At 72.2% G+C, this 20455-nt stretch carries 17 protein-coding genes; 13 read left to right on the plus strand and 4 right to left on the minus strand.

Annotation, left to right across the window (positions count from 1 at the left end):
* The first annotated feature begins 39 nt into the window (after window positions 1-39).
* The 5 genes from pcaF (at window position 40) to ACFYPM_RS22860 (ending at window position 6943) form a co-directional block, all read left to right on the plus strand.
* The gene (pcaF, locus tag ACFYPM_RS22840) at window positions 40-1245 is read left to right on the plus strand and encodes a 3-oxoadipyl-CoA thiolase (protein ID WP_387200294.1); all 1206 of its coding nucleotides are present in this window, start codon (window positions 40-42) and stop codon (window positions 1243-1245) included.
* A gap of 101 nt (window positions 1246-1346) precedes the next feature.
* A complete protein-coding gene (locus ACFYPM_RS22845; protein ID WP_387200297.1) occupies window positions 1347-2159 on the plus strand; it encodes an SAM-dependent methyltransferase in 813 nt (270 codons plus the stop codon).
* A gap of 5 nt (window positions 2160-2164) precedes the next feature.
* On the plus strand, window positions 2165-4315 hold the full coding sequence (locus ACFYPM_RS22850) for a putative bifunctional diguanylate cyclase/phosphodiesterase (RefSeq protein ID WP_387200300.1): 2151 nt from the start codon (window positions 2165-2167) through the stop codon (window positions 4313-4315).
* 40 nt (window positions 4316-4355) lie between these two features.
* Entirely contained in the window at window positions 4356-4856 is a 501-nt protein-coding gene (locus ACFYPM_RS22855) for a DUF456 domain-containing protein (protein ID WP_387200303.1), read from the plus strand.
* Window positions 4857-5356: 500 nt separating this feature from the next.
* Complete coding sequence (locus tag ACFYPM_RS22860) at window positions 5357-6943, plus strand: amino acid permease (protein WP_387200306.1); 1587 nt, start codon at window positions 5357-5359, stop codon at window positions 6941-6943.
* Window positions 6944-6959: 16 nt separating this feature from the next.
* Here ACFYPM_RS22860 and ACFYPM_RS22865 read toward each other — a convergent pair whose 3' ends face one another.
* The gene (locus tag ACFYPM_RS22865) at window positions 6960-8105 is read right to left on the minus strand and encodes a PQQ-dependent sugar dehydrogenase (protein ID WP_387200309.1); all 1146 of its coding nucleotides are present in this window, start codon (window positions 8103-8105) and stop codon (window positions 6960-6962) included.
* Between the two features lie 90 nt (window positions 8106-8195).
* On the opposite strand from ACFYPM_RS22865, the gene ACFYPM_RS22870 reads away from it, so the two are divergent.
* The 6 genes from ACFYPM_RS22870 to ACFYPM_RS22895 all read left to right on the plus strand — a co-directional run bounded on the left by ACFYPM_RS22870 (window position 8196) and on the right by ACFYPM_RS22895 (window position 16958).
* Window positions 8196-9560 carry a glutamine synthetase family protein gene (locus ACFYPM_RS22870; RefSeq protein WP_387200312.1) on the plus strand — a complete coding sequence of 455 codons (1365 nt, stop codon included), beginning with the start codon at window positions 8196-8198 and terminating at the stop codon, window positions 9558-9560.
* 115 nt (window positions 9561-9675) lie between these two features.
* The gene (locus ACFYPM_RS22875; RefSeq protein WP_387200315.1) at window positions 9676-11031 is read left to right on the plus strand and encodes an aldehyde dehydrogenase family protein; all 1356 of its coding nucleotides are present in this window, start codon (window positions 9676-9678) and stop codon (window positions 11029-11031) included.
* A gap of 5 nt (window positions 11032-11036) precedes the next feature.
* On the plus strand, window positions 11037-11804 hold the full coding sequence (locus ACFYPM_RS22880; protein ID WP_210784710.1) for a 3-oxoacyl-ACP reductase: 768 nt from the start codon (window positions 11037-11039) through the stop codon (window positions 11802-11804).
* Between the two features lie 8 nt (window positions 11805-11812).
* Window positions 11813-12511 carry a gamma-glutamyl-gamma-aminobutyrate hydrolase family protein gene (locus ACFYPM_RS22885; protein WP_387200319.1) on the plus strand — a complete coding sequence of 233 codons (699 nt, stop codon included), beginning with the start codon at window positions 11813-11815 and terminating at the stop codon, window positions 12509-12511.
* Window positions 12512-12552: 41 nt separating this feature from the next.
* A complete protein-coding gene (locus ACFYPM_RS22890; protein ID WP_387200322.1) occupies window positions 12553-13104 on the plus strand; it encodes a pyridoxamine 5'-phosphate oxidase family protein in 552 nt (183 codons plus the stop codon).
* Between the two features lie 194 nt (window positions 13105-13298).
* Window positions 13299-16958 (plus strand): SpoIIE family protein phosphatase, encoded by a 3660-nt coding sequence (locus ACFYPM_RS22895; protein WP_387200325.1) that lies wholly within the window; start codon window positions 13299-13301, stop codon window positions 16956-16958.
* Between the two features lie 31 nt (window positions 16959-16989).
* Here the strand turns inward: ACFYPM_RS22895 and ACFYPM_RS22900 are convergent, their stop codons facing one another.
* The gene (locus ACFYPM_RS22900) at window positions 16990-17304 is read right to left on the minus strand and encodes an STAS domain-containing protein (protein ID WP_387200328.1); all 315 of its coding nucleotides are present in this window, start codon (window positions 17302-17304) and stop codon (window positions 16990-16992) included.
* Between the two features lie 95 nt (window positions 17305-17399).
* On the opposite strand from ACFYPM_RS22900, the gene map reads away from it, so the two are divergent.
* The gene (gene map / locus ACFYPM_RS22905; RefSeq protein WP_387200331.1) at window positions 17400-18257 is read left to right on the plus strand and encodes a type I methionyl aminopeptidase; all 858 of its coding nucleotides are present in this window, start codon (window positions 17400-17402) and stop codon (window positions 18255-18257) included.
* A gap of 55 nt (window positions 18258-18312) precedes the next feature.
* The gene (locus tag ACFYPM_RS22910; protein ID WP_357247272.1) at window positions 18313-19026 is read left to right on the plus strand and encodes a VIT1/CCC1 transporter family protein; all 714 of its coding nucleotides are present in this window, start codon (window positions 18313-18315) and stop codon (window positions 19024-19026) included.
* Window positions 19027-19032: 6 nt separating this feature from the next.
* Here the strand turns inward: ACFYPM_RS22910 and ACFYPM_RS22915 are convergent, their stop codons facing one another.
* Together ACFYPM_RS22915 and ACFYPM_RS22920 are read right to left on the minus strand one after the other, a co-directional pair.
* Complete coding sequence (locus ACFYPM_RS22915) at window positions 19033-19770, minus strand: nucleotidyltransferase domain-containing protein (RefSeq protein WP_387200334.1); 738 nt, start codon at window positions 19768-19770, stop codon at window positions 19033-19035.
* Window positions 19771-19886: 116 nt separating this feature from the next.
* Window positions 19887-20387 (minus strand): nitroreductase/quinone reductase family protein, encoded by a 501-nt coding sequence (locus tag ACFYPM_RS22920; protein WP_387200337.1) that lies wholly within the window; start codon window positions 20385-20387, stop codon window positions 19887-19889.
* Between the last annotated feature and the right edge of the window lie 68 nt (window positions 20388-20455).

Genomic DNA, 20455 nt, shown 5'->3' on the forward strand with positions numbered 1-20455 from the left:
GTGCCCCACCCCCGCCGTCTGCACCCCGAAGGACTCGCGATGACCGTGGCATACCTGGTGGCCGGTGTCCGCACCCCGATCGGCCGGTACGCGGGCGCGCTGGCCGCCGTCCGTCCCGACGACCTGGCCGCGCACGTGATCCGTGAACTGGTCGCCCGGCACCCGTCGGTGGACTGGGCGCGAGTGGACGACGTCGTGCTCGGCTGCGCCAACCAGGCCGGCGAGGACAACCGCAACGTGGCCCGGATGGCGGCGCTGCTCGCCGGCCTGCCCGAGGAGGTGCCGGGCAGCACCGTCAACCGGCTCTGCGGCTCGGGCCTGGACGCCCTCGCCACCGCCGCCCGGGCCATCATCGCCGGCGACGCCGAGTTGATGATCGCCGGTGGGGTGGAGAGCATGAGCCGGGCGCCGTTCGTCATGCCCAAGGCGACGTCGGCGTACTCCCGCTCGGCCGAGGTGTACGACACCACCCTGGGCTGGCGGCTGGTCAACCCGAAGATGCGCGACGGGTGGGGGGTCGACTCGATGCCGGAGACGGCGGAGAACGTGGCCGCCGAGTACGGCGTCAGCCGGGCCGAGCAGGACGCCTTCGCGTACCGCTCGCAGCAGCGCGCGGCCAGGGCGCAGGTCGACGGCCGGTTCGCCGAGGAGATCGTCGCGGTGTCCGTGCCGGCCGGTCGGCGCGAAACCCGGCTGGTCGAGGTCGACGAGCACCCCCGGGAGACCACGCTTGCGAAGTTGGCGGCGCTGCCCACCCCGTTCCGCGACGGCGGCACGGTCACCGCGGGCAACTCCTCGGGCGTCAACGACGGCGCGGTCGCGCTGCTGGTGGCCAGCGAGGCGGCGGTGTCCCGGTACGGCCTCACCCCGCTGGCCCGGATCGTCGGTGCGGCGGCGGCCGGCGTGCCGCCCCGGATCATGGGGATCGGCCCGGTGCCGGCCACCCGCAAGCTGCTCGACCGCGTCGGCGTCGAGATGGGCGCGGTGGACGTGGTGGAGCTGAACGAGGCGTTCGCCGCGCAGTCCGTGGCGGTGCTGCGGGAGTTGGGTCTGCCCGTGGACGCCGACCACGTCAACCCGAACGGTGGGGCCATCGCACTGGGACACCCGCTCGGCGCCAGCGGCGCGCGGCTGGCGCTGACGGCCGCGTTGGAGCTGCGCCGCCGCGGTGGCCGCCGGGCTCTGGCCACCATGTGCATCGGCGTCGGCCAAGGCATCTCGCTGATGCTGGAGTCAGCCGCCTAGAGTGGTGCACACCACACGACCCGCGGGTCGGCCGGTGCTCGCGCACGCCCGTCGACGCCGGTGCCGTCCCGCGCCGCGGCGATGAGTTGGGGAGCACGCTGATGCCGGATGGACTGCCGACCGAGATCGATCTGACCAGGCCGAGCGCGGCCCGGGTGTACGACTATTTCCTGGGCGGGGCGCACAACTTCGAGATCGACAGGCAACTGGCCGAGCAGATCGCCAGCATGACCCCGAATCTCGCCGCCACCATGCGCGCCGGCCGGGAGTTCCTGCGCCGGGCCGTCCGGGTGCTGCTCGACGCCGGCATCGACCAGTTCCTCGACATCGGCTCCGGAATTCCCACCGTGGGCAACGTGCACGAGGTGGCCCAGGGGGTCAACCCGAAAGCCCGTGTGGTGTACGTCGACATCGACCCGGTGGCCGTTGCGCACAGCCGGGAACTGCTCGCCGGCAACGAGCTGACCGGGGTCATCCACGCCGACCTGCGCGAGCCGGAGCGGATCCTCGCCGAGACCCGGCAGCTCGGGCTGATCGACTTCAACCGGCCGATGGGCATCCTGCTGGCCGGGGTGGTGCACTTCATCCCGGACGGCGACCGGCCCGAGGAGATCCTGGCCGCCCTGCGGGCCGCCGCCGCGCCGGGCAGCTTCCTGGTCGTCTCGCACTCCACCTTCGAGGACCAGCCACAGGAGATGCTGGACGCCCAGCGCCTCTCCGCCCGTACCGCCACGGAGATCACCCTGCGCTCCCGCGCGCAGGTCACCGGCTTCTTCGGCGACTGGACCGTCCTGGAGCCGGGTGTGGTGCACATGCCGCTCTGGCGCCCGGACTCACCGTCCGACGTGGACGAGCGCCCGGAGCGGTTCGGCGCCTTCGGCGGCGTCGCCCGGTACGACCAGCCCGCCGGCTGATCGACATGACCGCCGCCCCGGATCCTGTCGGCCGGGCCGAAGCCCAGGGGTACGCCGCCGACTGGGCCCGCGCGATCCGCCGTCTCGGTTTCGTGCCACTCAGCGTGGCCGAGACCGAGCGGCTGCTGCTGGCGCACACGATCCGGCTGGCGCGGGCGCTCCGGGCGGAACCGTTCAGTGCCGACCCGGCGGAGGAGGTCGGCCGGGCGCTTGTCGAGGCGCACCTCACCGCACCGCAGGCCCTGGACTGGACGCTGCGCGCCCTCGGTACGGACTTCCCGGGCCGCGTGCTCCCCACCGACGACCGGCCGGCGAACCTGGCCGAGCGGATCGCCGCGCTACAGGGCGGACTGGCGGCCGGGTTCGCACGCGCGCTGCGCGACCGCACCTTCAGCCAGCAGGAGCAGATCGCCCGCTCCGCCTGGCAGGCACGTGACCGGGTCGAGCAGGCACTGCGCGACAGCGAGGCCCGTTTCCGGGCGGTCTTCAGCGGCGCCGCGATCGGCATCGGCATCGCCGGTGTGGACGGCCAGATCATCGATGTCAACCAGGCGTTCGCCGACATGCTCGGCTACTCGATCGGGGAGTTGCGCGGCAGCAACGTGGCGGCGCTGTTTCACCCCGACGACGCCGCCGGGATGTGGGAGCTGTACGAGGAGCTGATCGACGGCAAGCACGACAGCGCCCGGGTGGAGAAGCGCTATCACCGCAAGGACGGCAGCGTGGTCTGGACGGATCTGGCCGTGTCGCTGATCCGGCACGGCGACGGGCGTCCCCGGTTCACCGTCGCGATGGTCGAGGACATCACCCAGCGGTACGAACTCCAGCAGCGGCTACGCTTCCAGGCGCTGCACGACCCGCTGACTGGACTGCCCAACCGGACGTTGTTCTTCGAGACGCTGGGCCGGGTCCTCGACGCCGCGGGCGCCGGGCGGCGGGTCGGGGTGTGCTTCCTCGACCTGGACGGCTTCAAGGCGATCAACGACAGCCTCGGCCACGACCTCGGCGACCGGCTGCTGGTGATGATCGCCCGCAGGCTGGCCGCGTGCGTGGCCGACCATGGCCACCTGGTCGCCCGGATGGGTGGCGACGAGTTCGTGATCCTGGTCGACGGCGGAGACGACATCGACGACGCGGTTGCCGTCGCGGAGTCCGCGTTGGCCGCCGTTGCGGCCCCGGTGCACGTCGGCGACCACCAGCTGACCGTGTCGGCCAGCGTGGGCATCGTCCAGTGCCCGGCGGCGGAGACCACCGCGTCCGAGCTGATGAAGGCGGCGGACACCACGCTCTACTGGGCCAAGGGGGCGGGCCGGGGCCGCTGGGCGGTCTACGACCCGGAGCGCAGTGCCCGGGACATCGCGCGGTCGGCACTCGTCGCCGGGCTGCCCGCCGCTCTGGACCGGGGCGAGTTCGTGCTGCACTACCAGCCGATCGTGTCGCTGCTGGAGGGCACCATGCTCGCGGTGGAGGCGTTGGTCCGGTGGGAGCACCCGGAGTTGGGCCTGATCGGCCCGGACCGGTTCATCGGCCTGGCCGAGGAGACCGGCCTCATCGTCCGGCTCGGCGAGTGGGTGCTGCGGCGGGCCTGTCATGACGCCGAGCGGTGGCGGCGGGAGTTCCCCGACGCCCGGCTGGTGGTCAGCGTCAACCTGGCCGCACGGCAGGCCGACGACCCGGCGATCGTGGACACGGTTGCCGACGCGCTGCACAGCACCGGGCTGCCTGCCGACCTGCTCCAGCTGGAGCTGACCGAGAGCGCCGTGATGGGCAGCGCCGGTGAGCCCCTGCGCAGCCTGTACCGGCTCGCCGCGCTCGGCGTCCGGCTGGCCGTGGACGACTTCGGCACCGGTTACTCGAACCTCGCGTACCTGCGGCGATTGCCGATCCACTCGCTGAAACTCGCCGGCCCGTTCGTGGAGGGCATCCGCGCCGACGGGACCGACGTCGTGGCCGACCACCGCGACGAACGGATCGTCGACGCGTTGGTCCGGTTGGCGCACGCCCTGGAGCTGTGGGTCACCGCCGAGGCGGTCGAGACCGGGGTGCAGGCCGAACGGCTACGGGCGCTGCGCTGCGACACCGGGCAGGGCCGATACTTTGGCGCCCCGGTCCCGGCCGACGCGATCACCGCCCGGCTGCGGGGCGGGGCGGCGTGAGCGGGAATCGGCTCGGATGGCGGCGATGGAAGGTGACGGCGTGGACCTGACAGATTCACAGACGGCGGTGACCGTGGTGGCCGGGCTGGCCATCCTGGCCGGGCTGGCCGGCGTGGTGGTGCCCGGTCTGCCGGCGCTACCGCTGTGCTGGGGCGGCGTACTGGTCTGGGCGATCTTCGGCGGTGCCGGCACCGGTGGTTGGGCGGTGTTCGCCGCCGCCACGGTCGTCGCGGCCGGCGGCACCGTGATCAAGTACGCGTGGCCGGGCCGGAACCTGAAGAACACCGGCGTGCCGATGTCCACGCTGCTCGCCGGCGGGGTGCTCGGCGTCATCGGGTTCTTCGTGGTGCCGGTCGTCGGGCTGGTGATCGGCTTCGTCGCCGGGGTGTGGGCGGCGGAGCGGCTGCGGCTGGGCAACAACCGGCTCGCCTGGCCGTCCACCGTGCAGGCCATCAAGGCGGTCGGCCTGTCGATGCTCGTGGAGTTCCTGGCCGGCCTCCTGGTAGCGGCCCTCTGGGTAGCGGGCCTCCTCCTAACCTGACCGCCCCGCCCCGCCCCTGACCTGCCCGCCCCGACCTGCCCGCCCCTGACCCGCCCCCGCGATCTTGCACTTTCTGCCCCGATCTATAGGGCGTAACCGCTGAAATCGGCGACAGAAACTGCAAGATCGGCGCGGGGGAGCGCGCGGGAGCGCGGGGAGCGCGGGGAGCGCGCGGGGGAGCGCGCGGGAGCGCGGGGAGCGCGGGGAGCGCGCGGGGCGCGGGGGAGCGCGGGGCGCGGGGCACTTGTCGGGTACGGCGATGAGCCGTACGTGAGAGAGAGGTGTGCCCCGCGCCGCGGTCCGGGCGGTCCGAGTGCCCGGGGAGTGGCCCTGGCGATCGGGCCTGGTCACAGGGTCAAGGATGCGGGTCAGAGCGGCCGGACGGCAACGCAATTAGCCGTCCGCCGGTGAGATTGCCACCCCGGACGTATTGACCGCCTTGATCAGCCGGGACGACACTTTGCGCACTCGCACGCGGAACCACCTCAGGGAGGTGTGCAGTGGCCACGACGCCCGTGCCGACCGCCGAGCAACCGATGGACGACGACGCCCGACGGCTCGCCGAACTCGGCTACAAACAGGAGCTGCGCCGCAAGTGGAGTGGCTTCTCCAACTTCGCCATCTCGTTCTCGATCATCTCGATCCTGGCCGGCTGCTTCACCACCTTCGGTCAGGCGTGGAACAACGGTGGGCCGGTCGCCATCTCCTGGGGTTGGCCGCTGATCTCGCTGTTCATTCTGATCATCGGCTTCTGCATGGCGGAGCTGGTGTCGGCGTACCCGACCGCGGGCGGGATCTACTGGTGGGCGGCCACCATGGGGCGCCCGGTGCACGGCTGGTTCACCGGCTGGCTGAACCTCATCGGTCTGGTGGCGGTCACCGCCTCGGTCGACTACGGCTGCGCGACGTTCCTCAACCTCACCCTGTCGGCGCTCTTCGACGGGTGGGCCGGGACGCTGCGGCAGGCGTTCATCCTCTTCGTGATCATCCTGGTGCTGCACGGGCTGATCAACATCTTCGGGCACCGGATCATCGACGTACTCCAGAACGTTTCGGTCTGGTGGCACGTGGCCGGCGCGGCCGTCGTGGTGGCCATCCTGGTCTTCGTCCCGGACAACCACCAGAGCTTCCAGTTCGTGTTCACCGAGCGGTTCAACAACTCCGGCTTCGGTGACGGGGACGTCGGTGGGCTGACGTTCTGGTTCTACGTGCTGCCGCTGGGCTTCCTGCTGACCCAGTACACGATCACCGGCTTCGACGCCTGCGCGCACGTCTCCGAGGAGACCCGGGGCGCGTCGCAGGCCGCCGCCCGCGGGCTCTGGCAGTCGATCTTCTATTCGGCGGTCGGCGGGTGGATCCTGCTGCTGGCGTTCCTCTTCGCGGCCACCGACGTCGAGGCGGTCAACGCGGCCGGCGGGTTCTCCGGCGCCATCTTCGAGTCGGCGCTGACCCCCGTCTTCTTCAAGATCGTCATCATCATCTCGACCATCGGGCAGTTCTTCTGCGGCATGAGCTGCGTGACGTCGATGAGTCGGATGGCGTACGCGTTCAGCCGGGACCGGGCGGTGCCGGGATGGCGGCTCTGGTCGAGGGTCGACCGCAACGGCACCCCGGTCAACGCGATCATCGGCGCCACCCTGGCCGGCCTGGTGCTGACTTTGCCGGCGCTCTACGAGAGCTCGGCCGGCATCCCGATCGCGTTCTACGCGGTGGTCTCCGTGGCGGTGCTCGGGCTGTACCTGTCCTTCCTCATCCCGATCGCGCTGCGGCTGCGGATGGGCGACCGGTTCGTGCCCGGCCCGTGGACGCTGGGCCGCAAGTACAAGCTGCTCGGCTGGATCGCGGTGATCGAGATCGCGATCATCGCCGTCTACTTCGTGCTGCCGATCGTGCCCGCCGGGGTGCCCGGCAACGACGGGTTCACCTGGTCGGCGGTGAACTACGCGCCGCTCGCCGTCGGCGGGGTGCTGCTGGTGGTCGCCGTCTGGTGGTACGCCTCGGCCCGGAAGTGGTTCGCCGGCCCAATCCGTACCGTCGAGGAGCCGGCGCCCAGGTCCGAGCCGGCGGTGGTCGACGGCTCCGAATGACCGTGTCCCGCCGGGGTCAGGGCCGCCCGGTGTCCGCGAGACGGGCTCGGACACGACCGGCGGGCGGTGGCTGCCGCTCGCCGGTCGTGAACCGGAGGATGCGATCGTCCTGCGGCCCCGGGGTGCCATTGCCGTCGCGGTTGCTGGTGGCCACCCAGAGGGAGCCGTCCGGGGCCACCTCGACGGTACGGAGCCGGCCGTAGGCGCCCACCAGTTCGGCGGACGGTGTGCCGACCGTCCCGGCGGGGCCGATCGGGACGGCCCACAGCCGGGCTCCCCGCAGCGCGGCGACGAACAGGGTGCCGCCCGCGAAGGCGGCGCCACTCGGCGACGCCTGCGCCGGGGGCCAGACGACCACCGGGGCACGGAACCGGGGATCGCCGCTCGGGCCCTCCACGACCGGCCAGCCGTAGTTGCCGCCCGCGCCGATCCGGTTCACCTCGTCCCAGGCGTTCTGACCGAACTCGGTGGCGAACAGTCGGCCCCGCGCGTCCCAGGCCAGACCCTGCACGTTGCGGTGGCCATAGCTGAACACCGGAGAACCGGGGAAGGGGTTGCCCGCCGGGATGCCCCCGTTCGGCCGGATCCGCAGGATCTTGCCGTTGCGGCTGGCCAGGTTCTGCGCGTTGGCGGGGACGCCCGCGTCACCGATGCCGGCATAGAGCAGGCCGTCCGGGCCGAAGGCGATCCGGCCGCCGTTGTGGACGGACGCCCGCGCGAGACCGCTGAGGATCACCTGCTGGGTCTGCGGCGCGCTGAACCGGAACCGCGTGATCCGGATGTCCGTGGCGGTGGTGAAGCAGACATAGACCCACCGGTCCAGGGGGTACCGGGGGGAGATCGCCAGGCCGAGCAGGCCCCCCTCACCACCGGCGACCACGCCGGGGATCTGGGCGACCTGCACGGGCGGCTGGCCCGGTCGTATCCGCAACACGCTGCCCTGGTCGCGCTGCGTCACCAGGGCGCTGCCGTCAGGCAGGAAGTCGAGCCCCCAGGGCGCCTCGAGCCCGGTCGCGACGACCTCCGGTTGGCTGAGGTCGAACCCGCCGGCACCCGCGGCGGTGACCGACCCGTCCCGTGGACGAACGCCCGCCTCGGCGCTCACCGACGTGCCGAGCCCGATGGCGAGAGTGACGACCGCCAGGATCGCTCGAAGACGCATGACAACTCCCGCGTGGTTTGCCGCCGACCATGCCGTGGGCATTGACGGTGATCCGGTTTGCCAGTAGACCTTGGTGATGGAGGCCCGCTCATGAGCAGAACGCCGTTGACGCTGGAAGAGTTGCGGGTCGCCGTCGTGGCCGGCGAGATCGACACCGTGGTGCTGGCCCTCGTCGACATGCAGGGCCGCCTGCAGGGCAAGCGGTTCCACGCGCCGTTCTTCCTCGACCAGGTGGTGGCCAACGGCAGCGAGGGTTGCAACTACCTGCTCGCCGTGGACGTCGACATGAACACCGTCGACGGGTACGCGATGTCGAGCTGGGAACGCGGCTACGGCGACTTCGCCATGGTGCCGGACTTCGCCACGTTGCGCCGGACGCCTTGGCAGCCGGGCTCCGCGTTGCTGCTGGCCGACCTGACCTGGCTCGACGGCTCCGGCGACGTGGTCGCCTCACCGCGACAGATCCTGCGCCGGCAACTGGACCGGCTGGCCGAGCGCGGGCTGACCGCGTACGCCGGCACCGAGCTGGAGTTCGTGCTGTTCCGCGACTCGTACGAGGACGCCTGGCAGCGCGGTTACCGCGACCTGACCCCGGCCAACCAGTACAACGTCGACTACTCGCTGCTCGGCACCGCCCGGGTGGAGCCGCTGCTGCGCCGGATCCGCACCGAGATGGCCGCTGCCGGGCTCACCCCGGAGAGCGCCAAGGGCGAGTGCAACCTCGGCCAGCACGAGATCGCCTTCCGCTACGACGAGGCGGTGGCCTGCGCCGACCACCACGTGATCTACAAGAACGGCGCCAAGGAGATCGCCGCCCAGGAGGGGATGGCGATCACCTTCATGGCCAAGCCGAACGAGCGGGAGGGCAACTCCTGCCACATCCACTTCTCCCTGCGGGACAGCAGCGGTGACTCGGCGATGCTCGGCGACGGGCCGGCGCACCTGTCGCCGACCGGGCAGCGGGTGCTCGCCGGGCTGCTCGCCACCATGCGGGAGTTCAGCCTGCTCTTCGCCCCCAACATCAACTCCTACAAGCGCTACCAACCCGGATCGTTCGCCCCGACGGCGCTGCGCTGGGGTGTGGACAACCGCACCTGCGCGCTGCGGGTGGTCGGGCACGGGCAGGGCATGCGGGTGGAGAACCGGGTGCCCGGCGCCGACGTCAACCCGTACCTGGCGATCGCCGGGCTGGTCGCCGGCGCGCTGCACGGCATCGACGGGGAGCTGGAGCTGGCCGCGGAGTGCACCGGCAACGCGTACGACGACCCGGCGGCCGAGCGCGTCCCCGGCACGTTGCGCGACGCCCTGACCCTCTGGGAGGCGTCGACCGTGGCCCGGGAGGCGTTCGGCGACGAGGTGGTGGCCCACTACGCCAACCAGGCGCGAGTCGAGCTGGCGGCCTTCGACGCCGCGGTGACGGACTGGGAGCTGAAGCGTGGCTTCGAACGCCTCTGACCCCCACCCCACCCCTCGCCGCGATCTTGCACTTTGTGTCGCCGGTCTGTGGTGAATCGTCGCTGATGTCGAGGCACAAAGTGCAAGATCGCGTGGAGGAAGGGCGGGGCGGGGCGTGACTGTCGTGGTGGATCCGGCTACCGGGGTTGGGTTTCGGGAGGTTCCGGGGGCATCGGTGGAGGAGGTTGACGCGGTCATCGCTCGGGCCGCATCGGCTTTTGCGGGCTGGCGGGCCGTCTCCGCGGGGGATCGGGCGCGGTTGCTGCGGCGGTTCGCCGCCGTTGTCGACGCGCACCTCGAGGAGTTGGCTCTGCTGGAGGTGCGCAACTCCGGTCACACCATCGGCAACGCCCGGTGGGAGGCCGGCAACGTCCGCGACGTCCTGGACTACTACGCCGGGGCACCCGAGCGACTGACCGGGCGTCAGATCCCGGTGCCGGGCGGGTTGGACGTCACCTTCCACGAGTCACTCGGCGTGGTCGGCGTGATCGTGCCGTGGAACTTCCCGATGCCCATCGCCGCCTGGGGTTTCGTCCCGGCCCTCGCCGCCGGCAACACCGTGGTGCTCAAGCCCGCCGAGTTGACCCCGCTCACCGCGCTGCGCCTGGCCGAGCTGGCCCGCGAGGCGGGCCTGCCCGACGACGTGTTCATCGTCGTCCCGGGTGCGGGCTCGGTGGTCGGGGAGCGGTTCGTCAGCCACCCGGCGGTCCGCAAGATCTGCTTCACCGGCTCCACCGAGGTCGGCACCCGGATCATGGCCGGCTGCGCGGCCCAGGTGAAACGACTCACCCTGGAACTGGGCGGCAAGAGCGCGAACATCGTGTTCGCCGACGCCGACCTGGAACGGGCCGCCGCGACCGCGCCGGGCGCGGTCTTCGACAACGCCGGCCAGGACTGCTGCGCACGGTCGCGGATCCTCATCCAGCGTCCGGTGTACGACAGGTTCCTGGACCTGCTCGAATCGGCGGTACGCGCCTTCCGGGTGGAGGACCCGTCCCGGGACACCGCCGAGATGGGGCCGCTGATCTCGGCAGCCCACCGGGACCGGGTCGCCGGCTACCTGCCCGACGCGCGGGTCGCCTTCACCGGCTCCTGCCCCGACGGCCCCGGCTTCTGGCACGCGCCCACGGTGCTGCTGGCCGACTCTCCGGCCGACCGGCACTGGCGGGAGGAGATCTTCGGTCCGGTGGTCTCGGTGCTGCCGTTCGACGACGAGGCCGACGCGGTCCGGCTCGCCAACGACACCGAGTACGGCCTCTCCGGCTCGATCTGGACCCGAGACGTCGGACGCGCGCTGCGGATGACCCGTGCCGTCGAGGCGGGCAACCTCAGCGTCAACTCGCACTCCTCGGTGCGCTACTGGACCCCGTTCGGCGGGATGAAGCGGTCCGGGCTCGGCCGTGAGCTGGGCCCGGACGCGCTGCACTCCTTCACCGACGTCAAGAACGTGTTCATCGCGACAGAGGAGTGACGCCTGTGCAGGGTCGGTTGCAGGACCGGGTGGCCGTGGTCACCGGAGCGGGCAGCGGCATCGGGTTGGCCACCGTGCGGCGGTTCGCCGCCGAGGGTGCCCGGGTGGTCTGCGTGGACATCGACGCGGCGGCCGGCACGAGGGCCGCCGAGGAGTGCGGCGGCGAGTTCGTGGCCACCGACGTGGCCGACGAGTCGGCGGTACGCGACCTGTTCGACGGGGTGGCCGACCGGCACGGCCGGGTGGACATCGCGTTCAACAACGCCGGCATCTCACCCCCGGACGACGACTCCATCCTGGACACCGGCCTCGACGCGTGGGAGCGGGTGCTGCGGGTCAACACCACCAGCGTCTACCTCTGCTGCAAGTACGCGATTCCGCACATGCGCCGCCAGGGCAAGGGCTCGATCATCAACACGGCGTCGTTCGTGGCGCTGATGGGCGCGGCGACGTCGCAGATCGCGTACACCGCGAGCAAGGGTGGAGTGCTGGCGATGACCCGGGAGCTGGGTGTGCAGTTCGCCCGCGAGGGCATTCGGGTCAACGCGCTCTGTCCCGGGCCGGTGGCCACCCCGTTGCTGCTGGAGCTGTTCGCCGCCGACCCGGAGCGGGCCGCCCGCCGGCTCGTGCACGTGCCGATGGGGCGCTTCGGGCAACCCGAGGAGATCGCCGCGGCGGTGGCGTTCCTGGCCAGCGACGATGCCTCGTTCATGACCGCCGCGCAGTTCGTGGTCGACGGCGGCATCACGGGCGCGTACGTCACACCGCTGTGAGAAGGCCGTTGATCGGGATCAGCGCGTACGTCGAGCCCGCCGACTGGGCGGTCTGGCGGGGCGTGCGGGCCGTGCTGGTGCCGGAGGCGTACGCGCGGGCGGTGACGGCCGCGGGTGGCCGTGCGGTGGTCCTGCCGCCGGACGACGTGGACGCGGACGTGGTGGCCGTCCTCGACGGGCTGCTGCTGGCCGGTGGCGCGGACGTGGGCCCGGGGCGCTACGGCCAGCGGCACCACCCGCGGACCGAGGATCGGCCGGACCGGGATGCCGGTGAGCTGGTGTTGTTGGCCGCCGCGCTCGCCGCCGAGTTGCCGGTGCTGGGCGTGTGCCGGGGGATGCAGGTGCTCGCCGTCGCCTACGGCGGCACCCTGCACCAGCACGTACCCGACGTGGTCGGTCACGACGGGCACCGTCCGGCGCCCGGCGTCTACGGGACCCACCTGGCACGGTTCGCGCCGGGGAGCCTGGCCGCGAGGGTGCTGGCCGGGGTGGACCGGGTCAACTCGTACCACCACCAGGCGGTCGCCGATCCCGGTCGACTCGCGGTCACCGGGTGGGCGGAGGACGGCGTGATCGAGGCCGTCGAGGACCCGGCGCTGCCGTTCGTGCTCGGCGTGCAGTGGCATCCGGAGATCGAGGAGGAGCCTCGGCCGATCACGGCCTTGGTCCGGGCCGCCGCCGAGCGGGTGGGCAGCGGTGTGAGCTAGGTCGCCCCGACGGGTGGTGTGGCCGGTGGGAGGATCGCCGCATGGGCAAGGTCTATCCGGAGATCGACGGTCGACTACGTGACTTCATCGCCGACCAGCCGGTCTTCTTCGTGGCCACCGCGGCGTCCGGCGCCGAGGGGCATGTAAACGTCTCCCCGAAGGGCATGCGGGGCACGTTCGTGATCCTCGGCCCGCACCGGGTGGCCTATCTCGACTATCACGGCAGCGGGGCGGAGACCATCGCCCACCTGCGGGAAAACGGCCGGATCACGCTGATGTTCTGCGCCTTCGACGGGCCGCCGAAGATCGTCCGGTTGCAGGGCCGGGGCCGCAGCGTCTCGGTGACCGAGGACGGCTTCGCCGACCGGCTCGCCGAGTTTCCGGCGCCGCCGGACGTGCACGGCGTCCGGGCCGTGATCATCGTCGAGGTGGAGCGGGTCAGCGACTCCTGCGGCTACGCGGTGCCGTTGATGGACTTCCGCGCCGAACGTGATCTGTTAATCACCTCACACTCCCGTCGTACCGACGACGACCTGGCGGTCTACCGGGCCACCAGGAACGCGGTGAGCATCGACGGGCTGCCGGTCTTCTGACTCGTCGGCGCTGCTGGCGACCGCCCTTCCACGTCGACGCGCCCGGCGTACGGTCCGCTGCCCGACGGCTCGGGCGGACGTCAACAGCGTCCAACTGTCGTCCTGCGTTACGTTGCTGGTCCGCTGGGGTACAAGTCGGAGCACGGCGGGTGAAGATCAACGGTCGCGGGGTGCCGGCCGGAGCGGGAGGCTGTATGAGCTCGGCCCAGGGGGGCGCGGACATCGGGCGGTCCGTCGTGCCCGGCCCGAAGGCTCCTCCGATGCTGGCGGCGGCGTTCGCGGCCGGTGGCGAGATGGGGGAGCGGCTGAGCCGCTTCGACTGGTCCACCGGACCACTCGGCGAGCCCGGCCGCTGGCCGCTGGCGCTCTCCAGCGCGGTGGGCATGATGCTCGCCTCCAGCGCGCAGATCGTCATGTTCTGGGGCGACGAGCAGCTCGCCTTCTACAACGACGCCTACCGACCGACCATCGGCAGCAAACATCCGGACGTGCTCTGCCAACCGGCCCGCCAGCACTGGGCGGAGACCTGGGCGGTGCTCGGCCCGCTGCTCGACGGCGTGCGGAGCACCGGGCGCTCCTACCGGGGTGACGACCACCCGTTCCTGCTGGACCGGCACGGCTTCGTCGAGCAGACCTACTTCAACGTCTCGTACGACCCGATCCGGGGTGAGGACGGCTCGGTCACCGGCGTCTACTGCGTCGTCAACGAGACCACCGGACGGGTCCTCGGTGAGCGCCGGCTACGGGCACTCGCCGAACTGGGTGCCGAGGTGACCGACACGGGCAGCGCGGCCGAAGTCGGCCGGAGCGCCGCCGAGGTGCTCGGCCGGCACCGGGCAGACGTGCCCTTCGCCCTGATCTACCTGGCCGACGAGAGCGGTCGGCTCGCGCTGGCCGGGTCCACCGGCGCCGCCCCGGCCACGCTCGGCGACACCGCCGAGCTGCTGGCCCGGGTCACCGCCGACAACGCGCCCGCGACTGTCGACGTGACGGATCTGCTCGATCCGCCGCCGGTCGACGCCGCCGACCAGGCCCTCGTGCTGCCTCTCACGGCGACGAACCAGACCGTCGGCGCGCTGGTCGTCGGCGTGGCCCGCCAGCTTCCGCTCGGCGACGACTACCGCAACTTCCTGGAGCTGGTCGCCGCCCAGATCTCCCGGGCGGCGGGCACCCAGCGGGCGTACGAACAGGAGCGGGCCCGTGCCGCCGAGCTGGCGGCGCTCGATCTGGCGAAGACCAACTTCTTCGCCAACGTCAGCCACGAGTTCCGCACCCCGCTGACCCTGGTGCTCGGCCCGCTGGAGGACATGCTGGCCGACCCGGCCCTGTCCGCGGCCGACACCGACCGGCTCACCATGATGCACCGCAACGCGCTGCGCCTGCTCAAGCTGGTGAACACCGTGCTGGACTTCTCCCGACTGGAGTCCGGTCGGCTCGCTGCCCGCTACCAGCCCACCGACCTCGCCAGCTACACGGCCCGACTGGCCAGCACCTTCCGCTCGGCCACCGAACGGGCCGGGTTGCGGCTGGTGGTGGACTGTCCACCGTTGCCGGCGCCGGTCCTCGTCGACCGGGACATGTGGGAGAAGATCATCCTCAACCTGGTGTCGAACGCGGTCAAGTTCACCTTCGACGGCGAGATCCGGGTGCGGGTCCGGGCCGCGGACGGCGTGGCCTGCCTGGAGGTGACCGACACCGGCATCGGCATCGTGCCGGACGAGCTGCCGCACGTCTTCGAGCGGTTCCACCGGGTGCCGGGGGTGCGTGCCCGCACCCACGAGGGCACCGGGATCGGCCTGGCGCTGGTCCGGGAGCTGGCCGAGATGCACGGCGGCACCGTCGGTCTGACCAGTCAGGTCGACGAGGGCAGCACCTTCACGGTGAGCGTTCCGTTCGGTGCGGCACACCTGCCCGCGGACCGGGTCGCGGCCTTCGATCCGCTGCCGCTCGGCGAGCCCGAGCAGGCCCGGCTCTACGTGGCGGAGACCGCGCTGTGGGCCGGCGTCGCGCCGGCGCCCGGCTACGACGGCCGGCCGACGAACGGCGCTCCGGCCGGCCGGATCCTTGTCGTCGACGACAACGTGGACCTGCGCGAGCACGTCACCAGCCTGCTCTCCCCGATCTGGGAGGTGGTCACCGCGAGCGATGGGCTGGTTGCCCTGCCGCTGGCCCGCGAGGGCGGCTTCGACCTGGTGCTCAGCGACGTGATGATGCCCCGACTGGACGGATTCGGGCTGGTGAGCGCGTTGCGGGCGGACCCGCGTACCCGGCATGTGCCGATCGTGCTGCTCTCCGCCCGAGCCGGCTCCGCGGAGGCCGTCGCCGGCCTCTCCGCCGGCGCCGACGACTACCTCACCAAGCCGTTCTCCGGCCAGGAGCTGATCGCCCGGGTCCGGGCCAACGTCGAGCTGGGCCAACTCCGCGGCCAGCTCATCCGTCGGCTCCGGGCGCTGGCCGACGCGGCGGTGGCCGTGAACACCGCCCGGTCCACCGGTGACGTGCTCCAGGTCGCCGCCCGGCACGCGCTGAGTCTCGCCGAGGCCGCACAGGTGGTGGTCACCACCACCGGGGCTCGGGCCGAGGCGGACACCGGCGGCGCCACCGCCGCCGACCCGTCCTTCGTGGCCGAGCTGACCGGCACCGCCGGCGAGCCGCTCGGCGAGCTGCGGGTCTGGCGTCCGGCCGGCGACGGCGCGCAGGTCGACGAGGCCGCGTTGACCCAACTGGCCCGGCTGGTCGGGGTCCGCCTGGAGAACGCCCAACTCTACGAGGCCGAACACCGCATCGCGACCACCCTGCAGCACAGCCTGCTGCCCCGGTCGCTGCCGCAGCTACCCGGAGCGGTGGTGGCCAGCCGGTACCTGCCCGGCACCGCCGACGTCGAGGTCGGCGGTGACTGGTACGACGCCATGAACGTCGAGGACGACGACCTGGTGCTTGTCATCGGCGACGTGGTCGGCAAGGGCGTCCAGGCCGCCGCGGCGATGGGGCAACTGCGCAACGCGCTGCGGGCGTACCTGCTGGAGGGTTACGACCCGGGTGAGTCGTTGACCCGGCTCAACCGGTTGGTCGGCACCACCGAGGCCCGCTCCTTCGCGACGGTGGTCTGTCTGCTGTTCAACCCGCGCACCGGCCGGTTGCGGTACGCGAGCGCCGGCCACCCGTCCCCGCTGCTGATCAGAGCGGGTGAGGTGACGTTCCTGCACGACCGTGCGCTCGGCCCACCGGTCGGCGCGATCCCGGGTGCGACGTACGAGGCTCTCGAGGGCGAGTTGGCACCCGGCGACCGACTGGTGCTCTACACCGACGGGTTGATCGAGGACCGTCAGCTCGGCATCGATGCCGCGCTGGCTCAGCTCCGCGTCGACGCGGCGACCCCCAGCGAGCACGTGGCGGACCTGATCGACGCGGTCGTCGAGCGGGTCGACGGGCGGCCGCGCCGCGACGACGTGGCGGTCCTCGCCCTCGAAGCGGCCGAGCTGAACCGTTTCGCGTTGCGGCTGCCGGCGGACCCGACCCGGCTCAGCGTGCTGCGCAAGCGACTGGAGGACTTCCTCGTCGCGCACGCGGTCGACGAGACGGACGTGTTCGACCTGACCGTGGCGGTCTCCGAAGCCGCGGCCAACGCCATCGAGCATCCGGTGCACCCCCTCGAGGCGATGATCAGCGTGGAGGTGGCCATCGAGGATCGGGCGGTGACGGCCACCGTGCGCGACAGCGGGCAGTGGCGTGAGTCGACCGGCTCCGGGTTCCGGGGGCGTGGCCTGGCGCTGATCAGGGCGCTGGGTGAGCTGTCGGTGCGGCGTACCGATGAGGGCACCGAGGTGACCCTGCGCCGGGAGCTGCGGAGCTGAGCGTGCGCCCGGCGGCGGCCGGGTCATGCTCTCAGGTGGGCCGGAGCCAGCTCTGCTCGCCCAGGCCGGAGATCTCCAGCACCCGGCGGACCTGCCGCGACGGCAGGACGGTGAGCGTGCCCGAGAACTGCTGGGCGAGCCGGACCAGGGCGTGGATGGCGGCCGAGTCGAAGAAGGTGACGGCGCTCAGGTCGAGGGTGATCCGCTCGGCGGGCTCGCGCAGCGCGGCCTGGAGCATGGTGTCGGCCGTTGCCGTGTCGACCTCACCGGCCACCACCACCTGGAGGTGGTCACCGTCGATCTCCGCCCTGGCGGAGAAGACGGGTGGTGCTCCTCCTTGATCCACGCTGACACCATGGCACAGCCCACCTGACGGGGCAACAACCCCCTCGGAGCGCCCGTGGCGCGGGTCACCAGCGGCCCCGGCGATAGGCTGGCGGCATGACCGTCCGTCCGCCGCTGACACCAGGCACACTCTCCCCGACGCGTCCGGTGCCGTCCCAGATCGCCCGACCGGAGTACGTGGGCAAGGAGCGCCCCGCCCAGTGGCGCGGCTCGCACGTGCAGACGCCGGAGACCATCGAGAAGATGCGGGTCGCCAGCCGGCTCGCCGCCCAGGCGACCCAGCTCGCCGGCGAGCACTGCAAGCCCGGCGTGACCACCGACGAGATCGACCGGGTGGTGCACGAGTTCCTCTGCGACCACGGCGCGTACCCGTCGACGCTCGGCTACAAGGGCTTCCCGAAGTCGTGCTGCACCAGCCTCAACGAGGTCATCTGCCACGGCATCCCGGACTCCACCGTGTTGCAGGACGGCGACATCATCAACGTCGACGTGACCGCGTACGTCGGTGGGGTGCACGGGGACACCGATGCCACCTTCTGCGTCGGCGCGGTCAGCGAGGAGGCCCGGCTGCTGGTCGAGCGCACCCACGAGGCGATGATGCGCGGCATCCGCGCGGTCGCCCCGGGCCGCCAGATCAACGTGGTGGGCCGGGTCATCGAGTCGTACGCCAAGCGGTTCGGCTACGGCGTGGTCCGCGACTTCACCGGCCACGGCATCGGCGAGGCGTTCCACAGCGGGCTCTACGTGCCGCACTACGACAGCCCGCGGCCAACCGACATCATGGAGCCGGGCATGACCTTCACCATCGAGCCGATGATCACCCTGGGCACCTACCAGTACGACATGTGGGACGACGGGTGGACCGTGGTGACCAAGGACCGGAAGTGGACGGCCCAGTTCGAGCACACCATCGTGGTGACCGACGACGGCCACGAAATCCTGACCCTGCCGTGAGCGCGAGGAACGCAGCGAAGCGGAGTCCCGCAGTCGCGAACGAAGAGCAGGCGCCGTGACCGACACCCCAGCGGCGTTGCGTGAGGCGCACCACGCGGACGTTTCCGGCGGGTGGCTGCGCCCGGCGGTCTTCGGTGCGATGGACGGTCTGGTCACCAACATCGCCCTGATCGCCGGTGTCGGCGGCGGCGGGGTGTCACCCCGCAGCATCGTGCTCACCGGCTCCGCCGGCCTGGTCGCCGGTGCCATCTCGATGGGGCTCGGCGAGTACACGAGCGTCCGCTCCGCCAACGAGCAGGTCGCCGCCGAGGTGGCCAAGGAGCGGCGCGAGTTGGAACGGCACCCCGAGGCCGAGGCCCGGGAGTTGGCCGACGCCTGGGTGGCCCGGGGTCTTCCCCGGGACCTGGCGACCCAGGTCGCCGAGGCGGTGCGGCGCGACCCGGAGGAGGCCCTGCGGGTGCACGTCCGCGAGGAGTTGGGCGTCGACCCCGACGACCAGCCCAGCCCGTGGGCCGCGGCGATCTCGTCGTTCCTGTTCTTCTCGGTGGGCGCGCTGGTGCCGCTACTGAGCTACCTGTTCGGCGCCACCGAGCTGTGGTTGGCACTCGGCGTGGGCGGGCTCGGGCTCTTCGCCGCCGGTGCGGTGGTGGCCCGCTTCACCCAACGCCCATGGTGGACCAGCGGGCTGCGTCAACTGCTGCTGGGCGCCGCGGCCGCCGCCGCCACCTACCTGGTCGGCACGCTGATCGGCGTACCGGCCGGGCTGTGACACCGCTCAACCGCTGAGCAGGTCGTCGATCGTGCCGTCGACCGCCCGACCACGGGCGGCCAGGTCCTCGGCCTGTCGACCGAGCACCACACCCACATCGGTCATGTCCGCGCCGGCCAGCCCGGTCCGCCGTACGGCGTCACCGGGATCCCGGTAATAGGTGCGGCTCAGCAGGCCCGTCACCGTGGCCGCCGCCAGCCGGGCCTCACCGAGCATCAGCAGGGCCTGGTCGGTCTCGTACCACTCGGCGAGCCGGGCGGCCCGGGCGTGCGCCGCGCTGCCCCGATACCAGGCCTGCCGGGCCGCGGTGCTGAACTCCGCCGGCCGGGCGCGTGCCAGCCGGCCGAGATGCTCGTCGCGCAGCTTCCGCAACCAGCCGGTCGGATCGTGTAACGGCTGGGTGGTGACATACCGGTCGGCGGTCAGCGGCCAGAGCGGGGAGATCACCCGGGCCTGGGCCAGGTAGTCCTCGGCGGCGGCCACGGTCAGATCCACCAGGACCCCGTCCACCCGCCGGGTGGCCGGCCGGGGGCCGGCCCGGGGCCGGTACGTGACCACCAGCAGGCCCACCTCGCGGTCCCCGCCGCCGTCGTCGTCACCGTGCGCCAGCGGCCCGTGCACCGCGACCGCGAGCACGTCGGCCGGGAAACGCCGGCGGACCGCCGCGCCGACCCGTTCCGCGACCGCCCACCGACTGTCGTCGAGGCCCCGACCGACTTCGGCCCGCTCATCGCCCGCGCTCATCCGGCCGCCACGGTGCGCGACTGCGGGGCCGCCGGTGCTCGCGACCGCAGGGCTCGCCACCCCGGCTCAGTGCTCGCGCTCACGGGACCCGCCTCTGTTCGCGACTGCGCGTCAGCCTAGCCAGCCGACGGAGGACCGGCCGGCGCGCCGCGCCCGGCCGGCACGAGCCGGAAGATGTGGATCTCCCGACCGCCGGCCCGCCGCACGTACGTGTGGTACGCGGGCCACTCGGCGACCAACAGCTGCCACAGCCGGTCCCGTTCTGCGCCGGACGCCCGATCGGCCCGCACCGGGATCAGCCGGCCCTTCAACCGCACCTCGGCGGCGGGGTCGGCGAGTAGGTTCATCGCCCAGCCGGGGTGGTGGGTCTGCCCCCAGTTGGAGCCGATCACCACGTAGGCGTCGCCGTCGGGGACGTAGAGCAGCGGGTTGCTGCGGGGCTTGCCCGAGCGGCGGCCGGTCGTCGTGATCACCAGGGACGGGATCAGGCCGAGGGCGACCACCCGCCCCCGGGTGAGTCGACCGACCACCCGGTCGGCGGGGACCAGCAGACGTGCGGCGGCGCCGAACCAGCGATGGTGACCGACTCGACGGGTGAGGGTTCCGAGCACTGACACGCGGATCAGTGTGCCGGCTGCCGGCCCCCGCCGGCACCCCCGTACGCGCCCGGCCTGCCAACCGCGCG

This window comes from Micromonospora sp. NPDC005203, from assembly GCF_042872705.1.
Taxonomy (GTDB): Bacteria; Actinomycetota; Actinomycetes; order Mycobacteriales; family Micromonosporaceae; genus Micromonospora.